The organism is Cellulosimicrobium sp. SL-1, assembly GCF_011033075.1.
GTDB lineage: Bacteria > Actinomycetota > Actinomycetes > Actinomycetales > Cellulomonadaceae > Cellulosimicrobium > Cellulosimicrobium funkei.
In genome coordinates, this window is sequence record NZ_JAACJC010000008.1 from 148950 (window position 1) to 171530 (window position 22581).

A 22581-nucleotide genomic window follows, 5' to 3' on the forward strand; every position below is an offset into this window, starting at 1 on the left:
CCCCAGCCCCACCCAGGACAGGAACCAGAGCAACGATGCGCTACGGCCACTTCGACACCGCGCACGACGAGTACGTCGTCGAGCGCCCCGACGTCCCCGTCTCGTGGACGAACTACCTCGGCACCCGGGACATGTGCACGGTCCTGTCGCACCACGGCGGCGGGTACTCGTACTACAAGAGCTCGCAGTACGGGCGCATCTCGCGCTTCCGCCAGAACGGGGTGCCGCTCGACCGCCCCGGTCACTACGTCTACCTGCGCGACGACGCGGACGGCGACTACTGGTCGGTGTCCTGGCAGCCGGTCGGCAAGCCGTTCGTCGGGCCGGACGAGGAGCTCGACCCGGCCGGCGGCGCGGGGCGCTGGACCACGCGCCACGGCCTGAGCTACACGACCTTCCGCTCCGAGTACAAGGGCATCGACGCGGAGCAGACGGTCTTCATCCCGCTCGACGACGACGTCGAGCTGTGGGACGTGCGCGTCACCAACACGACGGACGAGGTGCGCGAGCTCACCGTCGGGTCGTACGTGGAGTTCTCGTTCCACACGATCACGATCGACAACCAGAACCTGCAGATGTCGCTCTACGCGTCCGGCTCCTCGTACGAGGACGGGATCATCGAGTACGACTTCTACTACGAGCCCTGGACGTACCACTACTTTGCGTCGAGCGAGACGCCGTCGTCGTACGACTCGCTGCGCGACAGCTTCATCGGCCCGTACCGCACCGAGAGCAACCCGCTCGCGATCGAGCGGGGCGAGGGCTCGAACGCGAGCGCGACGACGCAGAACCACTGCGGCGCGCTGCTGCACAAGGTGACGCTCGCGCCGGGCGAGACCAAGCGCCTCGTCTTCATGCTCGGCTACGGCTCGCGCGACGCGGCCGGTCGCGCGATCCAGGCGAAGTACTCGGACGTCGCGGCCGTCGACCACGAGCGCGAGCGGCTGCGCGACTACTGGCGCGCCAAGCAGGACAAGCTGCGCATCCGCACGCCCCACGAGGGCATGAACACGATGATCAACGCGTGGACGCTGCTCCAGGCGGAGACGTGCGTCGTGTGGTCGCGGTTCGCGTCGTTCGTCGAGGTGGGCGGGCGCGCCGGGCTCGGCTACCGGGACACGGCGCAGGACGTCATGAGCGTCATCCACTCGAACCCGACGAAGACGCGGCAGCGCATCGTCGAGCTCCTGCGGGCCCAGACCGAGGCCGGCTACGGCCTGCACCTGTTCGACCCCAAGGCGTTCGACCCCGACGCGGAGAAGCTGCCCGACGTCCCGTCGCCGACGATCGTCCCGACGGTCGACCCGAAGGACCTCATCCACGGCCTCGAGGACACGTGCTCCGACGACCACCTGTGGCTCGTGCCGTCGGTCGTGGAGTACGTCAAGGAGACGGGCGACCGCGCGTTCCTCGACCTGGAGATCCCGTTCGCCGAGGGCACGCCCGCGACCGTCTACGACCACCTCGTCCGCGCGCTCGAGTTCTCCGCCGAGCAGGTGGGCCAGAACGGCGTCGCGCTCGGCCTGCGCGCCGACTGGAACGACTGCCTCAACCTCGGCGGCGGCGAGACGTCGCTCGTGACCTTCCTCCACGCGTGGGCGATCGGCGCGTTCCTCGAGGTCGCGGAGCCGCTCGCGACGGCGGGCGACGAGCGCGCCGAGGCGGACGTCGTCCGGTTCACGGCGGAGCGCGAGCGCATCGCGAAGGTCGCGGACGCGCAGCTCTGGGACGGGCGCTGGTGGATCCGCGGCTACACGCGCGACGGCGTGAAGATCGGCTCGGCGCAGAACGACGAGGGCAAGATCTTCCTCGAGCACCAGGCCTGGCCCGTCATCGCGGGCATCACGAGCCAGGAGCGCGGCGAGGCGTCGATGGACGCGGTGCGCGAGCTCCTCGGCTCCGAGTACGGCAACCACCTCAACTGGCCGGCGTTCACGAAGGTCGACGACACGGTCGGCTTTGTGACGCGCGTGTACCCGGGCATCAAGGAGAACGCCGCGATCTTCTCCCACCCGAACGCGTGGCCGATCATCGCCGAGGCGATGCTGGGCCGCGGCGACGAGGCGGTGCAGTTCTACGACGCGATCCTGCCGTACCACCAGAACGACAACATCGAGGTCCGCGGGGCGGAGCCGTACGCGTACGTCCAGTTCCTCTACGGCCGCGACCACGAGTGGTTCGGCAAGGCGCAGAACCCGTGGCTCACGGGCACGGCCGGCTGGATGTACACCGCCGTGACCAAGTACGTGCTCGGCGTCCGCCTCGCGCTCGACGGCCTGGTCGTCGACCCGTCGATCCCGAAGGACTGGGACGGGTTCGAGGTGCGTCGTGAGTGGCGCGGCGCCGTCTACGACATCGAGGTCCGCAACCCGGACCACGTGTCGAAGGGCGTGCGCTCGGTGACGGTCGACGGCGTCGAGCACGACCCGGCGACCCCGATCCCGGCGCTGCCCGCGGGCACGGAGGCGAAGGTCGTCGTCACGCTGGGCTGAGGACGGGTCCGAGTGCGGGACTGAGCACGGGGACACCATCGGGTGCCCGCGTCACCGGTCGGTGGCGCGCGGGCGCCCGGTGGTGTCACCCTGTGCACCGAGGGCCGGGCGCACCGCCGGTCCTCGTCGCCAAGCCCACCGACAGGCCGAGGACGGTACACCGCCGCATGACCCACAAGATCGCGCGCGGCTGGACCGTCGCCAAGCCGTGGCCCGTGACGCTGCGGGACGACACCCTGGGCGGGTCCGTGGTCCTGCGTCCGCTGCGGCGCCGGGACGCGAACGCCTGGATGCGGCTGCGCGCGCGCAACGCGGACTGGCTGGAGCGGTGGGAGGGCACGTCGCCGCGCCCCGGCACGCCGGGCGGGCCGCCCACGTTCGCGGAGTACGTCCGGGTCCTCTCGGCGCAGGCGCGCGCGGGGTCCTCCCTGCCGTTCGCCGTCGAGCTGGACGACGAGCTCGTCGGCCAGCTCACCGTGTCGTCCATCACGTACGGCTCGCTGTGCGGCGCGAGCATCGGCTACTGGGTGAGCGAGCACGTCGCGGGCCGCGGCGTCATCCCGACCGCCGTCGCGATGGCCACGGACTACTGCTTCACGATCCTCGGGCTGCACCGGATCGAGATCAACATCCGCCCGGAGAACGGCCCGAGCCTGCGCGTCGTGGAGAAGCTGGGGCTGCGCGACGAAGGGGTGCGCGAGCGCTACCTGCACATCCAGGGGGAGTGGCGCGACCACCGGACGTTCGCCGTCACGAGCGAGGAGGTCCCGGACGGCCTCCTCGCGCGCTGGCAGGCGACACGCCGCGAGAGCATCTGAGCCGCCCGACACGCCGGGGCGCGTGCGGAGCGTGACCGCGGGCCTCGCCTACGGTCGTGATGTGGAATCGGCCTCGGGGATCGTCGCGCTCGCGGTGTTCCTGCTGTGGGTCGGCTTCTACGTCCCGCACCGGGTGCGTCACCGGCAGCAGCTGCTGGACGCGCGCACGGACGACCGCTTCTCCGGCTCCCTGCGCGTCCTGGCCGTCGCCGGCCCGGGCGGCGGGGGTTTCGACCGCTGGGACGCCCGGCTCGACGGCGTCACGACCGTCGCGGCGATCGCCTCCGGTCCCGCCGGAGCCGGAGGGCGCCCCCTGCTCGGGGCAGCCGGGACGCAGAGCCGGTCCGAGGGCCGGACGCACGACGAGGAGGGAACGCACGCCATGGGGAGCACCGTCAGCGCGTCACCCTCGCGCGGGGCACCGCCGCGCCGTCAGCCGGCCTCCGAGCAGTCCCGCCTCGAGCTCCTCGAGCGGCGCGCCGCCGCGGCGCGCCGTCGTCTCGCGCTCACGGTCGTGCTGCTCCTCGCGACCGTCGGGGTGTGGGTCGTCGTCGCGCTCGGGCTCGTCCCGTGGTGGGCGGGCGTGGTCCCGACGGCGTTCCTCGGCCTCGTGCTCGTGCTCGGCCGCCGTGCGGTGCTCGCCGCCCAGCGGTCCGACGCCGCGTGGCTGGCCGAGCGTCGTGCCGCGGCCCGCGCGGCTCGCGGCGCCGTGCTCGGCGCACCGCCCGCCCCCCGGGGCGCTCGCCCGCGCGTCACGGGTCGCGCCGTCCACGGCTCGCAGGTGAGCACGCAGATGATCCCGCGCGTCACGCCGCAGGACCTCGCGCGGGCGAACGCCGCGGCCTCCGCGGACGCCGGCGCGCCGGCCACGACGGGCGCGTCGTCCCGCGAGCGGGCCACCGCGTCCGGTCCGGCCGAGGGCCCCGCGTCCGAGGAGCCCGCCCCAGCGGCCGACGAGCCGACCACCGTTCGCGAGACGACCCCGGTCGTCGAGGTCGAGGTCGTCGACGCCGAGCGCGTCCCGACGGGCCGCGCGTGGGACCCCGTGCCCGTGCCTCCGCCGACGTACACCATGAAGCCCACGGCCCCCCGCCGCGAGCCCGCCCCGCTCACGGACGACGACGTCGTCTCGCCCACGGTGTCGGCCCGCGTCGAGCCGGTGGTGGCCGCCGACGCCCGGTCCGGCGCCCCGACCCCGGCCGTGGGCGACGAGCGCAAGCCGTCCACGGAGACGCTCGGCCTGGACCTCAACGAGATCCTGGCGCGCCGTCGGGCGGCAGGGCAGTAGACCCCCTGAGGGCGGCCGGTTTGCGAGACCCCGCCCTCGGGGTGCTAATCTGTTCCTCGCTTGAGGGGCTATGGCGCAGTTGGTAGCGCGTCTCGTTCGCAATGAGAAGGTCGGGGGTTCGAATCCCCCTAGCTCCACCGGAGAGACCCTCGCCAGACCAGGTCGACGACCTGAGACGGCGAGGGTCTCGTCTTGTCCCGGGACTTTCCCGCGATGCCGGCGACCGTCCTTCCGCCCCGACGTCGACGTCCTGGAGGCGGTGCCGAGCCCGCGCGCTCGGCCGGCGCGCCGGACCTATCCTGGCGACGTGACCCTCACCGAGCTGGTCCCGGTCCCCGGCGGGACGTTCCGCATGGGCTCGGACCGGCACTACCCGGAGGAGGGGCCGGCCCACGACCGGCAGGTCGAGCCGTTCCTCCTGGAGCGGCACGCGGTGACGAACGCGCAGTTCGCGGCGTTCGTCGCGGACACCGGCTACGTGACGGTCGCGGAGCGCCCCCTCGACCCGGCCGACTTCCCGGGTGCCGACCCGGCGGACCTGGTGCCCGGGGGGCTCGTGTTCACCCCGACGGCCGGACCGGTCGACCTGCGCGACTGGCGGCAGTGGTGGCGGTGGCAGCCCGGGGCGTCGTGGCGCGCGCCGCAGGGGCCGGGCTCCGACGTCGACGACCGGCCGGACCACCCGGTGGTGCTCGTCGCGTTCGAGGACGCCTCGGCCTACGCGGGGTGGGCGGGCCGTCGTCTGCCCACCGAGGCCGAGTGGGAGCGCGCCGCGCGGGGCGGGCTCGACGACGCGGAGTACGCGTGGGGCGACGAGCTCGCCCCGGGCGGGCAGGTGATGGCCAACACGTGGCAGGGCCGGTTCCCGTACCTCGACGAGGGGTGGGGCGGGACGTCGCCCGTCGGCTCGTACGACCCGAACGGGTACGGGCTCGTGGACCTCGTCGGGAACACGTGGGAGTGGACGGCGGACACGTTCACGCCGCGCCACGTCGTCCCGGGCGCTCGGGGGCCGGACGCCGGCGGGCGGCCGAACCTGCTGGCCCCCACGACGTCGCCGGAGGTCCTGCGCGTGACGAAAGGCGGCTCGTACCTGTGCGCGCCCGAGTACTGCCGCCGCTACCGACCCGCGGCCCGGTCCGCGCAGTCCGACGACAGCGCGACGACCCACCTGGGGTTCCGCTGCGCCGCGGTCGCCCCCTGACCGCAGGTCGGCGCGCCGTCCCCGCCCGAACACGGCGAAGGCCCCCACCGAGCGGTGAGGGCCTTCGCGGAGCGGCGTCGTCGGACGACGTCAGGGGCAGGTGACGGGCTCGCCACGCACCTCGACGACCGTCCCCGACGGCACGCCGGAGCACGCGTCGAGGACCTCCTGCGTCACGGCGCCGACGGTGCTGAAGAACACGATCGAGCCGATGATCGTCAGGACGAGCACGATCGCGCCGACGATGATGCCGGCGAGCGCCAGGCCGTTCTTGTAACCGGCCTTCTTCGACTTGTTGAAGGCCACGATGCTGAGGATCAGACCCACGATCGAGAGGCAGCCGAGGAACGACAGCACGAGGCCGACGATCCCCATCGTCTTGCCCGGGTCCTGGCCCGGGGCGGCGTACGACGGCGTGCCCGCCTGCGGGGCGCCGTACTGGGGCGCCTGCGGGGCGCCGTACTGCGGGGCCTGAGGGGCGCCGTACTGCGGGGCCTGCGGCGGCTGCTGCGGCTCGCCGGGCTGCGGCGCCCCGTAGGCGGGCGGGCCGGACGGCGTCCCGCCGGGCTGCTGCGGGTTCTGGTCGGGCTGGTCGGGGGTCGACATGCGATCTCCTCGGCGTTCGGTCAGGGCCCGTCCAGTATGCCGGTCGGGGGCGCCGCCCGCCCTGTGGTTCCGCGGCGCGCTCGGCGGGCGGCGCGGGTGGTGGGGGTCACGCGACCCCGCGGCGGGTCGGTCCGACCGTCACGAGTCCCTCACATCCCTCGGTCGGCGAGCCGCGCCAGGTGCGCGATGATGGGGGCGTGAACACTCGGAAGGTCCGATTCGTCCCTGTCGCCCTCCCCGTCGTCCTCTCGCTCGGTGCCGTCGTGGCGCTGGGCGGCTGCGCCGCGGAGACGGCGGAGGCCGACGGGCCGTCCGCGGGCGAGACCGGGCTCGTCGCCCGCGCCGCCGAGCCGAGCGACGGGGTGCTCGTGCTCGGCTCGACCGAGCCGGCGGAGCTCGCGCTGACGAGCAGCCAGGCGTTCTTCACCAACGCGCCGGTCGTCGTGCTCGCCGCGGCGGACGACGAGGCCGCGCGCGCGACCGCGGCCGCGGCCGCCGTCGAGCTGGCCGCGCCCGTGCTGCTCGTGGGTGGCGCCATCTCGGACGGTGGGCTGCGCACGGAGCTGCGCCGGCTCGGCGCGGTCGCCGTCGTCGAGGTGGGCGAGCCGGAGGCGCCCCCCGGCCAGGAGGGCGTGGGCGAGGAGCCCGCGCGCGCGACCCTGGGCGACGTCGACGGCGTCGAGCGCGTCCTGCTGGAGGTCGGGGCACTCCTCCCCGACGGGACGCTCGACGAGCGCGACCTGGACGAGGTCCGCGCCGCGCTGCCCGAGCGGGGCGAGCCGGAGACGCTGACCGAGGTCCTCGCCCTCACGGAGCCGGGCAGCCTCGCCGTACCGGGCGGACCGCAGTCCGCCGCCATCGCGACCGCGCGCGCCGCGGGCGCCGTGCCGCTCGAGGTGCCGCAGGGCGACCCGCGGGCGTCCGCCGAGGTCGTCGACGCGATCTCGGCGGCGAAGGCGCTCGCCGTCGTGGGCATCGGCGCGAGCTTCGGCACGGCCGACGACCTCACGTGGCGGCTGCGGTCGGCCGAGGCGGGCGACCTGCTCCCCAGCGGCTCGCAGCTCGTCCTGGCCGACGGCGTCCGGTATGTCGCGGTGGAGGCCGACGCCGTGACGTCGGGCCTCGTGGCGGTGGGGGAGCGCTCGGCGACGGAGGCCGTCGAGCGTGCGCAGGAGGCGGCGGCGGCGTACGCCGAGGCTGCCCCGGACGACGTGGTGGTCCCGGTGCTCGAGGTGCCGGCGACGCGAGCGTCGTCCAACCCGGGCGCGGACCGCGACTACTCGACCGAGATCCCCGCCGAGGAGCTCGTCCCGCTCGTCGACACCGCGGCGGCCGCGGGGGTGCTCGTGGTGCTGCGCCTCGAGCCCGGGCGCGCGAGCTTCGACGAGCAGGTCGCCGAGTACGCGGACCTGCTCGCCCGCCCGACCGTGGGCGTCGCGCTCGCGGTCGACGCCCGTCGCGCGGGCGAGGAGTCGCGGGCCGGCACGGTGGGCGCGGCGGAGCTCAGCGCCGCGATCGGCGCCGTCGGCGAGGTCGTGCGCACGCAGGGCCTGCCGCAGAAGCTCGTCGTCGTGCAGCGGCCCGACGCCGAGGCGGTGCTCGACGCCGCCGCGCTCGACGTGGGTGCGGGCGAGGCGGCCGTCGTGCTGCAGTCGACGGCGCAGGCCGGGTTCGGCGCCCGCGCGCGCGAGTGGGGCACGCTGCTCGACGACGTCCCGGCGGGCGTGGTGGGAGGCTGGACCACGGGTTCGGCGGACCCGGCGGGGGACGTCGAGGGCGTGCTGTCGCTCGACCCGAGCCCGCGCTACGTGGCGGCGTCGCGCTGACGATCCGCTCCTCTGGGCACTTGGCCGGTCCCGCGCGAGCGGGTTAGGGTGTGTCGCTCGCAAAAGCCGAATCGATTCGACCAGACCCAGACGACGAGGTACCTGATGGTCTCGATCATCCCCCAGCCCCTGCACGTCGAGCCCGGCGAGGGACACGTCCCCGTCCCCGCCCTGGAGGTCCACGCGGTCGGTCTCGACGGCGCCGCCCCCTGGCTCGCCGACCTCGCCGCGAAGCTCCTCTCCGGCCTCGACGGCGTCACCGCGACGCACGACGACCCCGCCGCCGTCGCGGTGCCCGCCGCGGACGGGGAGCGCACGGCGCTCGTCCTGCGCGTCGACGAGGCGGCCGGGCCGGAGGGCTCCACGAGCCCCGAGCGCTACAGCCTCGTCGTCGACGCGGCCGGCGTCACCGCCACGGCGCCCGAGCCGGCCGGGCTGCTCCACGCGGTGCAGACGCTGCGCCAGCTCGTCGTCGCGTCGGGTGACGGGGCGCCCGCGCGAGTGCCGCACGTCGTCGTGCACGACGCGCCGCGCTACCCCTGGCGCGGTCTCTCCGTGGACGTGGCGCGCACGTTCTTCGGGCTCGACGCGCTACGGGCCGTGGTCGACGTCGCGGCGGCGTACAAGCTCAACGTGCTGCACCTGCACCTCACCGACGACCAGGGCTGGCGCATCGAGTCGCCGTCGCGGCCCGAGCTCGCCAAGCTCTCCTCGGGCGGCGACACGTCCGGCGGGACGGGCGGCCACCTGTCCCTCGCCGACTTCCGCGCCCTGCAGGACCACGCGGCCGAGCGCTTCGTGCGCGTCGTGCCGGAGATCGACGTGCCGGGCCACATCAACGCGGCGACCCACGTGTACGGCGACCTCATGCCCGACGGCGTCCCCACGGACGCCTACCACGGCATCGAGGTGGGCTTCTCGCGCCTGACGTTCGACCTCCCGGCCACCGAGCCCTTCCTGCGCGACGTCTTCACGGACCTCGCCCACGCGACCGACGGCGAGCACGTGCACCTCGGCGGAGACGAGGTGCTGAAGATGGAGCCCGCCGAGTACGCGCGCTTCGTCGAGCTGTGCGAGCGGCTGATCCTCGAGGCGGGCAAGAAGCCGGTCGCGTGGCAGGAGGCGGCGAAGGCGCCCCTGCGCCCGGGCACCCTCGTGCAGTACTGGGACACCCACCCGATGGACCTCACGTACCTCGTCGACGCCGCCAGGGCGGGAGCGCGCGTCATCATGTCGCCCGCGAACCGCGTCTACCTCGACATGAAGTACACGGCCGACTTCCCGCTCGGGCAGGAGTGGGCGGGGCTTGTCGAGGTCCGCGACGCGTACGACTGGGAGCCCGAGCAGGTGGTCCCCGGGCTCCCTGCCGACTCGATCGAGGGCGTGGAGGCCGCGGTCTGGACGGAGCGCATCCCCACGCTCGACGCGCTGTTCACGATGCTCCTGCCGCGCCTGAGCGCCGTCGCGGAGGTCGCCTGGACGGCCCCCGACCGCAAGGACTGGGACGACTACCGCCGACGCGTCGCCCGCGAGGCGCACGCGTGGCGCCGCTCAGGCACCCCCTTCCATCCCTCGGAGCAGGTCGACTGGTGACGCGGGCGGGCGACGCCCGCGGGGTGGTCGACGTCACCGGGGAAAACCCGTCCTGCGGTCGCGAGGCGGGCGACCGCTGACGGACCATCGATCGATGGCCTTCGTGACCTTCTCCGCCGCCCGCCACGACGACCCGTCCGGAACTCCCTCCTCGACCCCACGCCCCGGCTCCCGCGCGCGCCGGAGCGGCCCGCGCCGTCGTGCGGCCGCGCTCGCCGCGACGCTGGCCCTGGCGACCGCGCTCGCCGCGTGCACGGGCGGCGACCCGGACCCCGCCGCGAGCAGCACGGGGCCCGCCGCCGGCGCCGAGGCCGAGCCCGACGGCGCCCGCGCCGCGACGCCCGAGGGCGTCCTCACCCTCACCGAGGAGGGCCCCGCCGCGCTCGCGCTCGCGGCGAGCCGCACGTTCTTCGCGACCGCGCCGGTCGCGGTCGTCGTGCCGGCCGACGCCGCCGAGGACGCGACCGCGGTCGGCGTCGCCGCGGCGCTCGCCGAGCGGGTCGTCGCGCCCGTCCTGGTCGCGGGGGACGACGCGGCGCTCGCCGAGGAGCTGGCACGCCTCGACACCGCCGAGGCGGTCGTCGTCGCGCCGGAGGGGACGAGCGTCCCCGGCCTCGACCACGTGACCACGGTGCACGTCGACCCGGCGGCCGTCGCGCCCGACGGCGCCGTCGACGAGGAGTCGCTCGCGGGCGCCGCCGACCTCGCGGTCCAGGACCTCCCGGCGTCGGGCGACGCCGAGACGTCGACCGGCGTCCTCGCGCTGACGGACCCCGACGCCGGGGCCGCGGCCCGACCGGCGGCCGCGACGGCCCGCGCGTCGGGCGCGGCGGTCGTCGACGCCCCCGGCGGCGACCCGCGCACCACGTCCGAGGCCGTCCAGGCGGTCGCGGGGGCCGGGGCGACGGCGACCGTCGGCCTCGGGGCGTCGTTCGGCAGCCCCGACGACCTCGGGTGGCGCGTCGAGGCGGCCGCGACGGGCACGGAGCTGCCCGGCGGCGGGCAGCTCGCCCTGCCCGGCAAGCGCTACGTCGCGCTCTACGGGTCGCCGGGGGCGCCGGTGCTCGGCGTGCTCGGCGCGCAGGACGTCGCCGCGACGATCGCGCGCGCCCAGGAGCACGCGGCCTGGTACCAGGGCCTCACGGAGGAGCCCGTGGTGCCGACGCTCGAGATCATCACGACGGTCGCGTCGGGGTCCGCGGGCTCCGACGGCAACTACTCGAACGAGCGTGCCGCCGACCTCGTGCGGCCCTACGTGGACGCCGCGCGCGAGGCGGGGGTGTACGTCGTGCTGGACTTCCAGCCGGGCCGCACGGACTTCCTCACGCAGGTGCGCGCGTACGAGGACCTCGTCGCGCAGCCGCACGTCGGCGTCGCGCTCGACCCGGAGTGGCGCCTCGGCCCCGACCAGGTGCACCTCGCCCAGATCGGCTCCGTCGGGGTGGACGAGGTCAACGCCGTCGGCGACTACCTCGCGGGCCTCGTGCGCGAGCGCGACCTGCCGCAGAAGGTCTTCCTGCTGCACCAGTTCCGGACGTCGATGATCACCGACCGCGCCCGCTTCGACACCGCCCACCCCGAGCTCGCGACCGTCGTCCACGCCGACGGCCAGGGTGGCCAGGGCGCGAAGGCGGCCACGTGGTCCACGCTGCACCAGGACGCGCCGGCGGGGCTGTTCTGGGGCTGGAAGAACTTCTACGACGAGGACGCGCCCATGCTCACGCCCGAGCAGACCTGGGGCATCAGCCCGACCCCGGACTTCGTCAGCTACCAGTGACGCCGGCCCGGCTCGCGCCGGGGCGCCCGGCCGGCGCTCCGGGTCAGCGCGTCAGATCCACGTGGGCAGCCACATGTGCATCCGCCAGAACCAGTACGGGACCTGCCACGCCGTCCAGATCGGGTAGAAGAACACGCTCACGGCGCCGATCGTCGTGAGCAGCACCGTGATCCCGACGCGCACCCGGGCCCGGGCGACCGCCCGGCCCTCCGTGCGCTCGAGCGCGAGCGTGATCGCGTAGACGAGGGTGAGCACGACCCACGGCAGGAACACGATCGAGTAGAACGTGAAGATCGTCCGCTCGGCGTAGAGGAACCACGGCGCCCACCCGGCGACGATCCCGCTGAGCACGGCGAGCGCGCGCCAGTCCTTGAGCCGCACGAGCGCGTAGAGCGCGACGAGGATCGCGAGCGCCGCCGCCCACCACAGGACGGGGTTCCCGAGCGACGTGATCGCCCGCGCGCACCGCTCGACCTCGCAGCCCGCCTCGCCGGCCTCGTACGAGCGCCAGTAGAACGACGTGGGCCGCCACTGGAGGATCCAGCCGAGCGGGTGCGCCTCGTACGTGTGCTCGGACGTGAGCCCCGTGTGGAAGTCCCACATCTTCAGGTGGTACTCCCACAGCGACCGCAGCGCCGGGGGCAGCCACTGGACGCCCTCGCCAGGGTGCTCGACGGCCCACTGGCGCATGTAGGCGCCGGGCGAGCGGAACCACGACGTCCACGTCGCGACGTAGGTGAGCGCGGCGGTGGGGAGCATGACGAGCGCGGCCGGGATCGCGTCGCGCACGAGCGCGTCCTCCCACCAGCGCCCGACGCCCACGGTGCGCCGCGCCGTCGCGTCCCAGAGCACGGAGACGACGGCGAGGACCGCGAGGAAGTACAGGCCGGACCACTTGACCCCGCACGCGAGCCCGAGCGCGACGGCCGCGGCGAAGCGCCACCACCGCCACCCGAGGCCGGGGCCGTAGCGCCCGATGCGCCCGCCCGCGTCGAGGATCGCCCCGCAGCGCTCCGCGAGGCGTCGCCGGGCCTGCTCGCGGTCGAGCAGGAGGCACCCGAACGCGACGAGCACCCAGAGCATGAGCATGTTGTCGAGCAGGCCGGTGCGCGCGTGCACGATCGCCTCGCCGTCCACGGCCATGAGCGCGCCCGCGACGATCCCCATCGCCGTCGAGGCGAACAGCCGGCGCGCGATGCGCGCGACGAGCACGACCGCGATCACCCCGACGACGGCGGACGCGATCCGCCACGACCACGGGTTCTCGGCCCCGCCGAGCGCCTTCATGCCGAGCGCGATCATCCACTTGCCCAGCGGCGGGTGGACCACGTAGTCGGCCGTGGGCAGGAACGAGTTCACGTCCCCGGCCTCGAAGGCCGGGTTCGGCTCCTCGGGCCAGTCGGCCTCGTACCCGACCTGGAGCAGCGTCCACGCGTGCTTGACGTAGTACGTCTCGTCGAACACGAGCGTGCCGGGCCGGCCGAGGTTCCACAGCCGCAGCACGGCCGCGACGACGGCGACGATCACGACGCCGAGCCACCCCCACAGCCGGTCGTGCGCGGTCGCGCCGAGCGCGAGGCGCCGCGGGCCGAGCAGCGCGAGGAGGAGCCGCTCGCGATGGCTCGGCGCGGGGCCGTCGTCCGTCGTCACGTCCGACGGCGGTGCGCCGTCGTCCGCCCTCACGTCCGTCGGCGGTGCGTCGGTGGCGTCGGCCGGGGGGCGGGGGCCGGGGGTCGCGTCGGCGGGCGGCTGGGACACGCTGGCCATCGTAGGGGCCGCGCACGTGTGGAACCCTGGGAGCCATGTCCTCCTCGACCGACGTGCCCGGCCCCGACGCGCCCACGACCCGGCGTGAGGCCGGGCACCTCGTGCTCGGCGGCACGCCCATCGGGAACGCGGAGGACGCGAGCCCACGCCTGCGCCGCCTGCTCGCGGAGGCCGACGTCGTCGCGGCGGAGGACACGCGGCGCCTGCACGCGCTCGCGGGCCGCCTCGGCGTCCAGGTCGGCGGGCGGGTCGTGAGCTTCCACGAGCACAACGAGGCGGAGCGCGCCGACGACCTGCTCGACGTCGTCGACGGCGGCGGCACGGTGCTGGTCGTGTCGGACGCGGGGATGCCCAGCGTGTCCGACCCGGGCTTCCGCGTCGTGGGCCGCGCGGTCGAGCGCGGCCTCCCGGTGACGACGGCGCCCGGGCCGAGCGCGGTGCTCACCGCTCTCGCGCTCTCGGGGCTCCCGACGGACCGGTTCTGCTTCGAGGGCTTCCTGCCCCGTAAGGCGGGGGACCGCTCGCGTGCGCTCGCGGCGCTCGTCGACGAGCCGCGCACGCTCGTGTTCTTCGAGGCACCGCACCGCGTGGCCGAGACGCTCGCCGCGATGGCCGGCGCGTTCGGCCCGGACCGGCCGGCCGCCGTCGCGCGCGAGCTCACCAAGACCTACGAGGAGGTGCTGCGCGGCCCCCTCGCCGAGCTCGCGGAGCACGCCGCCGAGGAGCAGCTGCGCGGGGAGATCTGCGTCGTCGTCGGTGGCGCGCCGCCGCGCGGGCCCGTCCCGCTCGCCGAGCTCGTGCCCGCCGTCCTGGCGCGCGTCGACGGCGGGGAGCGGCTCAAGGACGTGGTCGCGGACGTCGCCCAGGGTGCCGGGGTGCCCAAGCGCGACCTGTACGCCGCCGCGCTCGACGCGCGCCGCGGGTGAGCGCGGTCCGGGCGTCCCGCGGGGTCGCCCGGACCGCGACCGCGGTGGTCAGCGCCCGACGGCGTCGCTCGCCACGAGCGTGACGCCCGCCGCGGCGAGCTCCTCGCGCGCGGCGGCACCGAGCTCGGGCGTCACCGGCACGGTGAGGTCGGTGAGGACCCGGGTCGCGAGGCCGAGCGCGTGCGCGTCGAGCGCGGTCGCGCGCACGCAGTGGGACTCGGCGATGCCGACGACGTCGACCGCCTCGATCCCGGCGTCGCGCAGCAGGTCCGCGAGCGGTCGGCCCGCGACGTCCACGCCCTCGAAGCCCGAGTAGGCGGCCTGGTACTCGCCCTTCTTCACCCCGGCGTCGGGCGCGAGGTCGGCGAGCGCCGGGTGCAGCTCGGCGTTGGGGGTGCCGGCGATCCCGTGCGGCGGCCACGTGTCGACGAAGTCCGGGTCGGGGCTCCAGTGCTGGCCCGGGTCCACGTGCCAGTCCTGGGTCGTCACGACGAGGTCGTACGCGTCGCGGTGGTCGCGCGCGTGCTCGGCGATGCGCTCGGCGACGGCGTTCCCGCCCTCGACGCCCAGCTCGCCGCCCTCGCAGAACGTGGGCTGGACGTCGACGACGATCAGCGCGCGGCGCGGCGCGGGGGTGCTCTCGGTCATGCGCCCACTCTGCCACCCCGGCGGGCACCGGGGGAGCGCGGGTGCGAGAGTGGGGCCCAGCCGTGATCCGACCGGGAGGCAGCGATGACCGAGCACCAGGAACCGCCCACGACGACCTCCGGCACGGACGCCGGACGACCCCTCGGGTACTGGCTCAAGCTCGTGGACCGGCTCATCGACGAGAACCTCGACGCCGTGTTCCAGCACTCGGGCCTCACGCGCCGGCACTGGCAGGTGCTCAACACCATCCGTGACGGCGTGAGCGAGGAGACGAGCGTCGACGGCGTGCTGTCACCCTTCACGGGTGCCGGGGCGGGCGGCGCGAGCGCCGTGACGGCGGAGATCGACGACCTCGTGCGCCGCGGCTGGGTCGCGCGCGGCGACCAGGGCCTGTCCGTGACGGTCGCGGGCAACCACGCGTACCACGACCTGCTCGACGCGGTGTCGGTCGCGCGCGAGCGCGTCGCGCAGGGCGTGAGCCGCGAGGAGTACGCGCGGACGGTCGCGACGCTCGAGCGCATGGCGCGCAACCTCGGCTGGTCCGGCTGACCCGCGGGCGGCGGGCCGACCGCGAGACGCGGTGTCACGTCGTCGGGCGGCAGGCGTACCCTGCGAGACCCGCGACCCGTGCGCACCCCCGCGCCCGGGAGCGCCGCACAGAGCTGGAGCACTGCGATGGAGTTCCGCCGGATCCCCGGTCTGCCGCCCTACGTCTTCACGATCATCGACGGGCTCAAGATCGAGGCACGCCGAGCGGGGCGCGACGTCGTGGACCTCGGGTTCGGCAACCCGGACCTGCCGAGCCCGCAGGTCGCGGTCGACAAGCTCGCCGAGGCCGCGCAGAACTCGCGCAACCACCGCTACTCCGCGTCGCGCGGCATCCCGAAGCTCCGTGAGGCCGTCGCCGGGCTGTACCAGCGCCGGTTCGGCGTGAGCCTCGACCCGGACACCGAGATCATCTCGACCATCGGCGCCAAGGAGGGCTTCAGCCACCTCATGTGGGTGCTGCTGCAGCCGGGCGACGTCGCGCTCGTCCCCACCCCGAGCTACCCGATCCACATCTGGGGGCCCTACTTCGCGGGCGCCGACGCGCGCCAGGTCCCCATCGGCGACGGGACCGACGCCGCCGGGTACATCGACCGCATCATCGAGGCGTGGGAGCTCGGCTGGCCCAAGCCGCGCGTCGTCGTGCTGTCGTTCCCGCACAACCCGACGACGACCGTGGCGACCAAGGAGGACCTCCAGCGTCTCGTCGACTGGGCGCGGGACAAGGACGTCGTGCTCGTGCACGACCTCGCGTACGCCGACATGACGTTCGACGGGTTCGAGCCGCCGTCGATCATGGAGTGCGAGGGCGCGCGCGAGGTCGCGGTCGAGCTGTACTCGATGACGAAGTCGTTCTCCATGGCGGGCTGGCGCGTCGCGTTCCTCGTGGGGCGCCGCGACGTCGTCGGGGCGCTCGCGAAGCTCAAGAGCTACCTCGACTACGGCACGTTCCAGCCCATCCAGATCGCCGCGACCGTCACGCTCAACGAGGCGACCGAGTTCCCGCAGGAGATCTCGGCCGTCTACGAGTCTCGTCGCGACGCCCTGTACGACGGCCTGCAGCGCATCGGCTGGGACATCCACAAGCCCGGCGGGACGATGTTCGCGTGGGCCCGGATCCCCGAGCCGTACCGCGACATGGGCTCGATCGAGTTCGCGACGCACCTCGTCGAGGAGTGCGACGTCGCGGTGTCCCCGGGCGTCGGGTTCGGCCCCGGCGGCGACGAGTTCGTGCGGTTCGCGCTCATCGAGAACGAGCACCGCATCGGTCAGGCCGTCCGGGGCCTGCGCCGCGGGCTCACCCGGCTGGGCTAGGGACCGTCCCCGTCCACACGTCGTCGCCGCGCAGCACGGCGTCGGCGCCGCCGTCGTCGTAGATCGTCTGCCCGGTGACGTGCGTGTTCGCGGCGTCGGTCAGCCACAGCAGGAGCGACGCGACCGACTCGGGCGACTGGTGCCCGTTGAGGGGCATCGGCACCGCGGCGTCGACCATCGCGACCGACTCCGGGGTCGACAGGAGCTGGGTCGTCATCGGCGTGAGCACCGTCCCGGGCGCGACGGCGTTGAGCGGGATGCCCCGCCCGGCCCACGCCGCCGTCACGCACTCGCGGCGCACCCAGCGCGACAGCGCGCGCTTGGACGACGGGTAGGCGAGGTACCCGACCTGCGGGCCCTGCTCGGCGAGCGTGCCGGCGACGCGCAGGGCCTCGTCCTCGTCGTCCGCGAGGCACGCGTCCACGATCGCCTCGGACACCGGCTGGAGCGTCGCCATCGACGACACGACGGCGACGCGCGGCGCCTGCGAGCGCTCGAGCGCGGGCAGGAGGCCCGTGAGGAACCGGGTGACGCCGAAGAAGTTCACCGCGACGGTCGTCGGGACGGGCGCGGAGATCCCGGCGCACGCGACGACGGCGTCGACCGTGCCGTCCGTCGCGGCGAGCACCTCCTCGACCGCACGCTCGCGACCCTCGTCGGTGCTGAGGTCCGCCTGGACCTCGGCGTCGCGCAGGTCCACGCCGACGACCCGGTCGCCCCGCTCGCGCAGCAACCCGGCCACGCAGGCCCCCACGCCCGATGCCGATCCCGTCACCACGTACGTCCGCGACATGTGCACACGCCTCCTCGCCCACGTCCCCGGACCTCGGGGACAGCTCCAGCATGCCTCGCCGTCCCGGCCCGGGCGGCCGCCGAAGGACCGGCGGCGCGGGCCGAAGGTCCGTCGTCCCCGCCGGCGGTCACCCGGCGCGACGCGCCGACCCGGGTGACGATGGGCAGGTGCGACGCCACCACGGAACCCGGGCCGCCCGGCGAGGTCCCGCCGTGCCCGCGCGGGCCGGCGGGCCCGTGCTCGCCGTCGGGCTCGCCCTCGTGCTCGGCGCGTGCTCGGGCGGGGCGCCGGACGACGCGCCCGCCCCCGCGCCGTCGGTCACGACCGCCACGTCCGCGCCGGCCGACCCCGGCACGCCCGACGCGTCGGGCTCGTCGCAGGCACCGGCCGCCGACGGCCTGCTCGTCGTGCCGGAGGTGCGCGTCGACGTGGCGGAGGTCGCGACCGGGTTCCCGGCGCCGTGGGGGCTCGCGGCGCTCGCGGACGGCACGCTGCTCGTCTCGCTGCGCGACGAGCGCCGGCTGGTCGTCGTCGACCCGGCGACGGGCGCCGTCGAGCCGGTGACCGGGCCGGGAGCGGACGACCTGCGCGACGGCACGGTCGCGCGCGGCGAGTCGGGGCTCCTCGGCGTCGCGGTGGGCCCGGCGGGCGGCGCCGCGGCGGGGGAGGTGTTCGTGTACCGGACCGCGCCGGACGGCAACGAGGTGCTGCGGGGGACGCTCGCGGGGCGCGAGCTCTCCGCCCTGACGCCGGTCGTCGAGGGCGTGCCCGCGGCGTCCACGCACGACGGCGGTCGGCTCGCGTTCGGGCCCGACGGCCACCTCTACGTCACGACGGGGGACGCGCAGCAGCGCGGTGCGGCGCAGGACCCGGGTGCGCTCGCGGGCAAGATCCTGCGCGTCACGGTGGACGGCGACCCCGCGCCGGGCAACCCGGACCCGGCCTCGCCGGTGTGGAGCCTCGGGCACCGCAACGTCCAGGGGATCGCGTGGGACGCGACGGGTCGGATGCTCGCGTCCGAGTTCGGCCAGGACACGTTCGACGAGCTCAACGTCGTCGTGCCCGGCGGGAACTACGGCTGGCCCGACGTCGAGGGCACGGGCGGGGCGGCCGCCGGGTTCGTCGACCCGGTGGCGACGTGGCCGACGTCGGACGCCTCGCCCAGCGGGATCGCCGTGACCCGTGAGGGCGCGTACCTCGCGGGGCTGCGCGGGGAGCGGCTCTGGCGCGTGCCGTTCGCCTCGCCCGACGGCGGCACCGACGCCGCGGCGTTCGGCGCGCCGCACGCGGTGCTCACGGACCGGGGGCGGCTGCGCGCGGTCCTCGTCGACCCGGCGACGCCGCCCGGCGACGACGGGAGCGCGGTGCTCTACGTGCTGACGAGCAACACCGACGGTCGGGGCGAGCCGCGCGACGGCGACGACCGGCTGCTCCGGGTCACGGTGACGCCGGCGGGGTGAGCGCCCGGGAGTGTGCGCGCCGGACGCGCGAGCTGACCAGGCGGTTTGGTGTGCGATAACGAATCGGTTACGGTCGAGTGTCTCGCGTAGCCGCTCACCGGGGACAGGTGTAATGGCCGGCCGTGGGACGCGGTCTCTCCCGGGCGCCCAGGGCGCCGAGGGCCGCAGGACGCCGGATCGGCTGGTCGAACCGGGTGCGCCCGCCACGCTGCGGAGCACCCCGCGGGCGCGTGCGCGCCGTCGACCCCCGTGCCCGGGAGCCCCCGACGACTTGGACCACTGTGCACAACCCCTTCCGTTCCCGCGCGCCCGAGACGGCCGACGTCACGGCGCACACCCCCCAGACCACGCCCGAGGCGGTGCCGACCGCCGAGAGCCCCGAGAGCCCCGAGAACCCCGAGAACGCCACCCGTCGGTCCGCCCGCGCGGCCCGGACCCTGCGCTCCACGCGCCGACGCCGCTGGTCGATCGTCACGGCGGCCACCGCCGTCGCGCTCGTCGGCTCCGGTGCCGTCGCCTACGGCGAGGCCAGCAAGACCGTGACGATCGACGTCGACGGCGAGACGACCACCGTCAGCACGCTCGCCGGCTCCGTCGGTGGCGCGCTCGACGCCGCGGGCGTCGAGGTCGGCGCGCGCGACCAGGTCGCTCCCGACCCCGGCTCCGCGCTCAGCGACGGCGACGACGTCGTGGTGCGCCTCGGCAAGAAGGTCACCGTCCAGACCGACGGCGCGCAGTCCGACGTCTGGCTCACCGCGCTCGACGCCGACGAGGCGCTCGACACCCTCGCCGAGCGCGGCGGCGACGTCCGCCTCGTCGCGTCGCGGTCCGGCGAGCGCGCGTCGCTCGGCCTGCGCCTCGACGCCGACGGTCCGGTGAACGTGGTGGCCGACGGGCAGACGAAGGTCGCGCCCGACGGCAGCATCGGCGTCCCCGCGATCCTCGACCAGCAGGGCATCGAGCTCGGCGACCTGGACCGCGTGAGCGTCCAGCGCGTCGAGGCGCCCGAGCCGGGTGCGCCGGCGGTGTCGCTCGTCGTGCAGCGTGTCGTCGTCGAGCAGCAGCAGACCACGACCCCCGTGCCGCACGGGACCGTGCAGCAGCCCGACGACGCCAAGTACACGGACGAGTCGGCCGTCACCCAGGCGGGTGCCGACGGCGTCACCACGACGACGTTCGAGGTCACGCTCGTGGACGGCGTCGAGGAGTCGCGCGAGCAGCTCTCGCAGGAGGTGACGACCGCTCCCGTGGACGAGGTCGTCACGACCGGCACGAAGGAGCGCCCGAAGGACCCGCGCACGATCGGGCAGGCCATGGCCGCCGAGCGTGGCTGGACCGGCTCGCAGTGGACGTGCCTCGAGAAGCTGTGGACCAAGGAGTCCAACTGGAACCCGACGGCGGACAACCCGACGTCGAGCGCCTACGGCATCCCGCAGTCGCTGCCCGGCTCGAAGATGGCGAGCAAGGGCGCCGACTGGGCGACCAACCCCGCGACCCAGATCGCCTGGGGCCTCGACTACATCGCCGGCTCCTACGGCTCGCCGTGCGGCGCGTGGTCGCACTCGCAGGCCGTCAACTGGTACTGAGCACGCGCCTTCCCTCCGCCGAGCACGGGGTTGCCGACGTCCTGGAGCTGAGAACGTCGGCAACCCCGTGCTCGGCGGCGCTCGTCCCCCGGCGGTGGACGCCGCCGCGAGGCGCGGCGCTGCCCGACTAGGATCGGGCACCATGACCCACATCCTCTCGGCCGTGGCGTGGCCGTATGCCAACGGGCCGCGCCACATCGGCCACGTCGCAGGTTTCGGTGTCCCGTCGGACGTCTTCAGCCGGCACATGCGGATGGCGGGTCACGACGTCCTCATGGTCTCGGGCACCGACGAGCACGGCACGCCGATCCTCGTCCAGGCCGACAAGGAGGGCGTGAGCCCGCAGGAGCTCGCGGACCGGTACAACCGCGTCATCGTCGAGGACCTGCACCAGCTCGGCCTGTCGTACGACCTCTTCACGCGGACCACGACGCGCAACCACTACGCCGTCGTGCAGGAGATGTTCCGCACGGTCCACAAGAACGGGTACATGGTCGAGCAGACGACCATGGGCGCGATCTCGCCGTCCACGGGCCGCACGCTGCCCGACCGCTACATCGAGGGCACGTGCCCCATCTGCGGCTACGACGGCGCGCGCGGCGACCAGTGCGACAACTGCGGCAACCAGCTCGACGCGATCGACCTCATCAACCCGCACAGCCGCATCAACGGCGAGACGCCGAAGTTCGTCGAGTCGAACCACTTCTTCCTCGACCTGCCCGCGTTCGTCGACGCGCTGGGGGACTGGCTGCGCACGCGCACCGCGTGGCGCCCGAACGTCCTGAAGTTCTCGCTCAACCTGCTCGACGACGTGCGCCCGCGCGCCATGACGCGAGACATCGACTGGGGCATCCCGGTCCCGCTGCCCGGGTGGGAGGAGAACTCGAGCAAGCGCCTCTACGTGTGGTTCGACGCGGTGATCGGGTACCTCTCGGCGTCGATCGAGTGGGCGCGGCGCAGCGGCGACCCGGACGCGTGGCGCGCGTTCTGGAACGACCCCGAGGCGCGGTCGTACTACTTCATGGGCAAGGACAACATCACGTTCCACTCCCAGATCTGGCCGGCCGAGCTGCTCGGCTACGACGGCCGGGGGAGCAAGGGCGGGGCGGCGGGGGCCTACGGGAACCTCCAGCTCCCGACGGAGGTCGTGTCGAGCGAGTTCCTCAACGTCGAGGGCCAGAAGTTCTCGTCGTCGCGCGGCGTCGTCATCTACGTGCGCGACATGCTGGCCCGCTACCAGCCCGACGCGTTCCGGTACTACGTGGCGTCCGCCGGTCCGGAGACGCAGGACGTCGACTTCACGTGGGCCGACTTCCAGCGCCGCACGAACGACGAGCTCGTGGCCGGCTGGGGCAACCTCGTGAACCGCACGGCGAACCTCGTGCACAAGAACTTCGGGGCGATCCCGGAGCCGGGGCAGCGCCAGCCGATCGACGAGGGCGTCCTCGCGACGACGACGACCGCGTTCGGGCGCGTGGGCGAGCTCATCGCGACGCACCGCCAGCGCGCCGCCGTCGCCGAGGCGATGAAGACGGTCGGCGAGGTGAACAAGTACGTGTCGGACACCGAGCCGTGGAAGCTCAAGACCGACCCGGACCGGCTCGCGACCGTGCTGCACACCGTGACCCAGGCCGTGAGCGACCTCAACACGATCCTGTCGCCGTTCCTGCCGCACTCGGCGCAGCAGGTGCACGAGGCGTTCGGCGGCACGGGCACGTTCGCCGCGCAGCCGCGCATCGACGAGGTGACCGACCTCGACGACGACTCGCGCCACTACCCGGTCATCACGGGCGACTACCGCGCCGAGGGCCTGGCGACGTGGGAGCCGAAGGCCGTCGTGCCGGGCACCCCGGTCGGCAAGCCGACGCCGGTGTTCACCAAGCTCGACGACTCGATCGTCGAGGAGGAGCTCGACCGCCTGCGCGAGGGCGCCTGAC

At 74.6% G+C, this 22581-nt stretch carries 17 protein-coding genes and 1 tRNA gene; 14 read left to right on the forward strand and 4 right to left on the reverse strand.

Features of this window, described 5'->3' with window-relative positions; translation table 11 throughout:
• Positions 1 to 35 precede the first annotated feature (35 nt).
• The 5 genes from GWJ10_RS13905 (at position 36) to GWJ10_RS13925 (ending at position 5802) form a co-directional block, all read left to right on the forward strand.
• Positions 36 to 2492: a N,N'-diacetylchitobiose phosphorylase gene (locus tag GWJ10_RS13905; RefSeq protein ID WP_163188099.1), complete on the forward strand. Its 2457-nt coding sequence runs from the start codon at positions 36 to 38 to the stop codon at positions 2490 to 2492.
• Between the two features lie 167 nt (positions 2493 to 2659).
• Entirely contained in the window at positions 2660 to 3310 is a 651-nt protein-coding gene (locus GWJ10_RS13910; protein ID WP_043657664.1) for a GNAT family protein, read from the forward strand.
• Positions 3311 to 3371: 61 nt separating this feature from the next.
• Complete coding sequence (locus GWJ10_RS13915) at positions 3372 to 4598, forward strand: hypothetical protein (RefSeq protein WP_163188101.1); 1227 nt, start codon at positions 3372 to 3374, stop codon at positions 4596 to 4598.
• A gap of 64 nt (positions 4599 to 4662) precedes the next feature.
• A tRNA-Ala gene (locus GWJ10_RS13920) sits at positions 4663 to 4735 on the forward strand.
• Positions 4736 to 4905: 170 nt separating this feature from the next.
• The gene (locus GWJ10_RS13925) at positions 4906 to 5802 is read left to right on the forward strand and encodes a formylglycine-generating enzyme family protein (RefSeq protein ID WP_163188103.1); all 897 of its coding nucleotides are present in this window, start codon (positions 4906 to 4908) and stop codon (positions 5800 to 5802) included.
• Positions 5803 to 5892: 90 nt separating this feature from the next.
• Here the strand turns inward: GWJ10_RS13925 and GWJ10_RS13930 are convergent, their stop codons facing one another.
• A complete protein-coding gene (locus tag GWJ10_RS13930; RefSeq protein ID WP_163187984.1) occupies positions 5893 to 6408 on the reverse strand; it encodes a DUF4190 domain-containing protein in 516 nt (171 codons plus the stop codon).
• Positions 6409 to 6605: 197 nt separating this feature from the next.
• Here GWJ10_RS13930 and GWJ10_RS13935 point away from each other — a divergent pair, with 197 nt between their 5' ends.
• The 3 genes from GWJ10_RS13935 (at position 6606) to GWJ10_RS13945 (ending at position 11604) form a co-directional block, all read left to right on the forward strand.
• Positions 6606 to 8234 carry a hypothetical protein gene (locus tag GWJ10_RS13935; RefSeq protein ID WP_163188104.1) on the forward strand — a complete coding sequence of 543 codons (1629 nt, stop codon included), beginning with the start codon at positions 6606 to 6608 and terminating at the stop codon, positions 8232 to 8234.
• 105 nt (positions 8235 to 8339) lie between these two features.
• Positions 8340 to 9827, forward strand: coding sequence for a family 20 glycosylhydrolase (locus GWJ10_RS13940; protein WP_061268070.1), 1488 nt, complete (start codon positions 8340 to 8342; stop codon positions 9825 to 9827).
• A 94-nt stretch (positions 9828 to 9921) separates the two neighbouring features.
• Positions 9922 to 11604, forward strand: a complete 1683-nt coding sequence (locus GWJ10_RS13945) for a hypothetical protein (RefSeq protein ID WP_241005815.1) — start codon at positions 9922 to 9924, stop codon at positions 11602 to 11604.
• Between the two features lie 51 nt (positions 11605 to 11655).
• Here GWJ10_RS13945 and GWJ10_RS13950 read toward each other — a convergent pair whose 3' ends face one another.
• Positions 11656 to 13371, reverse strand: a complete 1716-nt coding sequence (locus GWJ10_RS13950; RefSeq protein ID WP_163188106.1) for a phospholipid carrier-dependent glycosyltransferase — start codon at positions 13369 to 13371, stop codon at positions 11656 to 11658.
• Between the two features lie 35 nt (positions 13372 to 13406).
• On the opposite strand from GWJ10_RS13950, the gene rsmI reads away from it, so the two are divergent.
• Positions 13407 to 14297, forward strand: coding sequence for a 16S rRNA (cytidine(1402)-2'-O)-methyltransferase (gene rsmI / locus GWJ10_RS13955; protein ID WP_051028254.1), 891 nt, complete (start codon positions 13407 to 13409; stop codon positions 14295 to 14297).
• Between the two features lie 48 nt (positions 14298 to 14345).
• Here rsmI and GWJ10_RS13960 read toward each other — a convergent pair whose 3' ends face one another.
• Positions 14346 to 14945 carry an isochorismatase family protein gene (locus GWJ10_RS13960; RefSeq protein ID WP_043656105.1) on the reverse strand — a complete coding sequence of 200 codons (600 nt, stop codon included), beginning with the start codon at positions 14943 to 14945 and terminating at the stop codon, positions 14346 to 14348.
• Between the two features lie 84 nt (positions 14946 to 15029).
• On the opposite strand from GWJ10_RS13960, the gene GWJ10_RS13965 reads away from it, so the two are divergent.
• On the forward strand, positions 15030 to 15494 hold the full coding sequence (locus GWJ10_RS13965) for a hypothetical protein (protein WP_051028253.1): 465 nt from the start codon (positions 15030 to 15032) through the stop codon (positions 15492 to 15494).
• A gap of 126 nt (positions 15495 to 15620) precedes the next feature.
• Complete coding sequence (locus GWJ10_RS13970; protein WP_061268072.1) at positions 15621 to 16805, forward strand: aminotransferase class I/II-fold pyridoxal phosphate-dependent enzyme; 1185 nt, start codon at positions 15621 to 15623, stop codon at positions 16803 to 16805.
• Here the strand turns inward: GWJ10_RS13970 and GWJ10_RS13975 are convergent.
• Positions 16789 to 17598: an SDR family oxidoreductase gene (locus GWJ10_RS13975; RefSeq protein WP_061268073.1), complete on the reverse strand. Its 810-nt coding sequence runs from the start codon at positions 17596 to 17598 to the stop codon at positions 16789 to 16791. The genes GWJ10_RS13970 and GWJ10_RS13975 overlap by 17 nt on opposite strands.
• Positions 17599 to 17810: 212 nt before the next feature.
• Here GWJ10_RS13975 and GWJ10_RS13980 point away from each other — a divergent pair, with 212 nt between their 5' ends.
• The 3 genes from GWJ10_RS13980 (at position 17811) to metG (ending at position 22580) form a co-directional block, all read left to right on the forward strand.
• Positions 17811 to 19058, forward strand: coding sequence for a PQQ-dependent sugar dehydrogenase (locus GWJ10_RS13980; RefSeq protein WP_241005816.1), 1248 nt, complete (start codon positions 17811 to 17813; stop codon positions 19056 to 19058).
• Between the two features lie 281 nt (positions 19059 to 19339).
• Positions 19340 to 20644 (forward strand): ubiquitin-like domain-containing protein, encoded by a 1305-nt coding sequence (locus GWJ10_RS13985; protein ID WP_241005817.1) that lies wholly within the window; start codon positions 19340 to 19342, stop codon positions 20642 to 20644.
• Positions 20645 to 20786: 142 nt separating this feature from the next.
• Positions 20787 to 22580: a methionine--tRNA ligase gene (gene metG, locus GWJ10_RS13990; RefSeq protein WP_163188110.1), complete on the forward strand. Its 1794-nt coding sequence runs from the start codon at positions 20787 to 20789 to the stop codon at positions 22578 to 22580.
• The last annotated feature ends 1 nt before the right edge of the window (position 22581 follow it).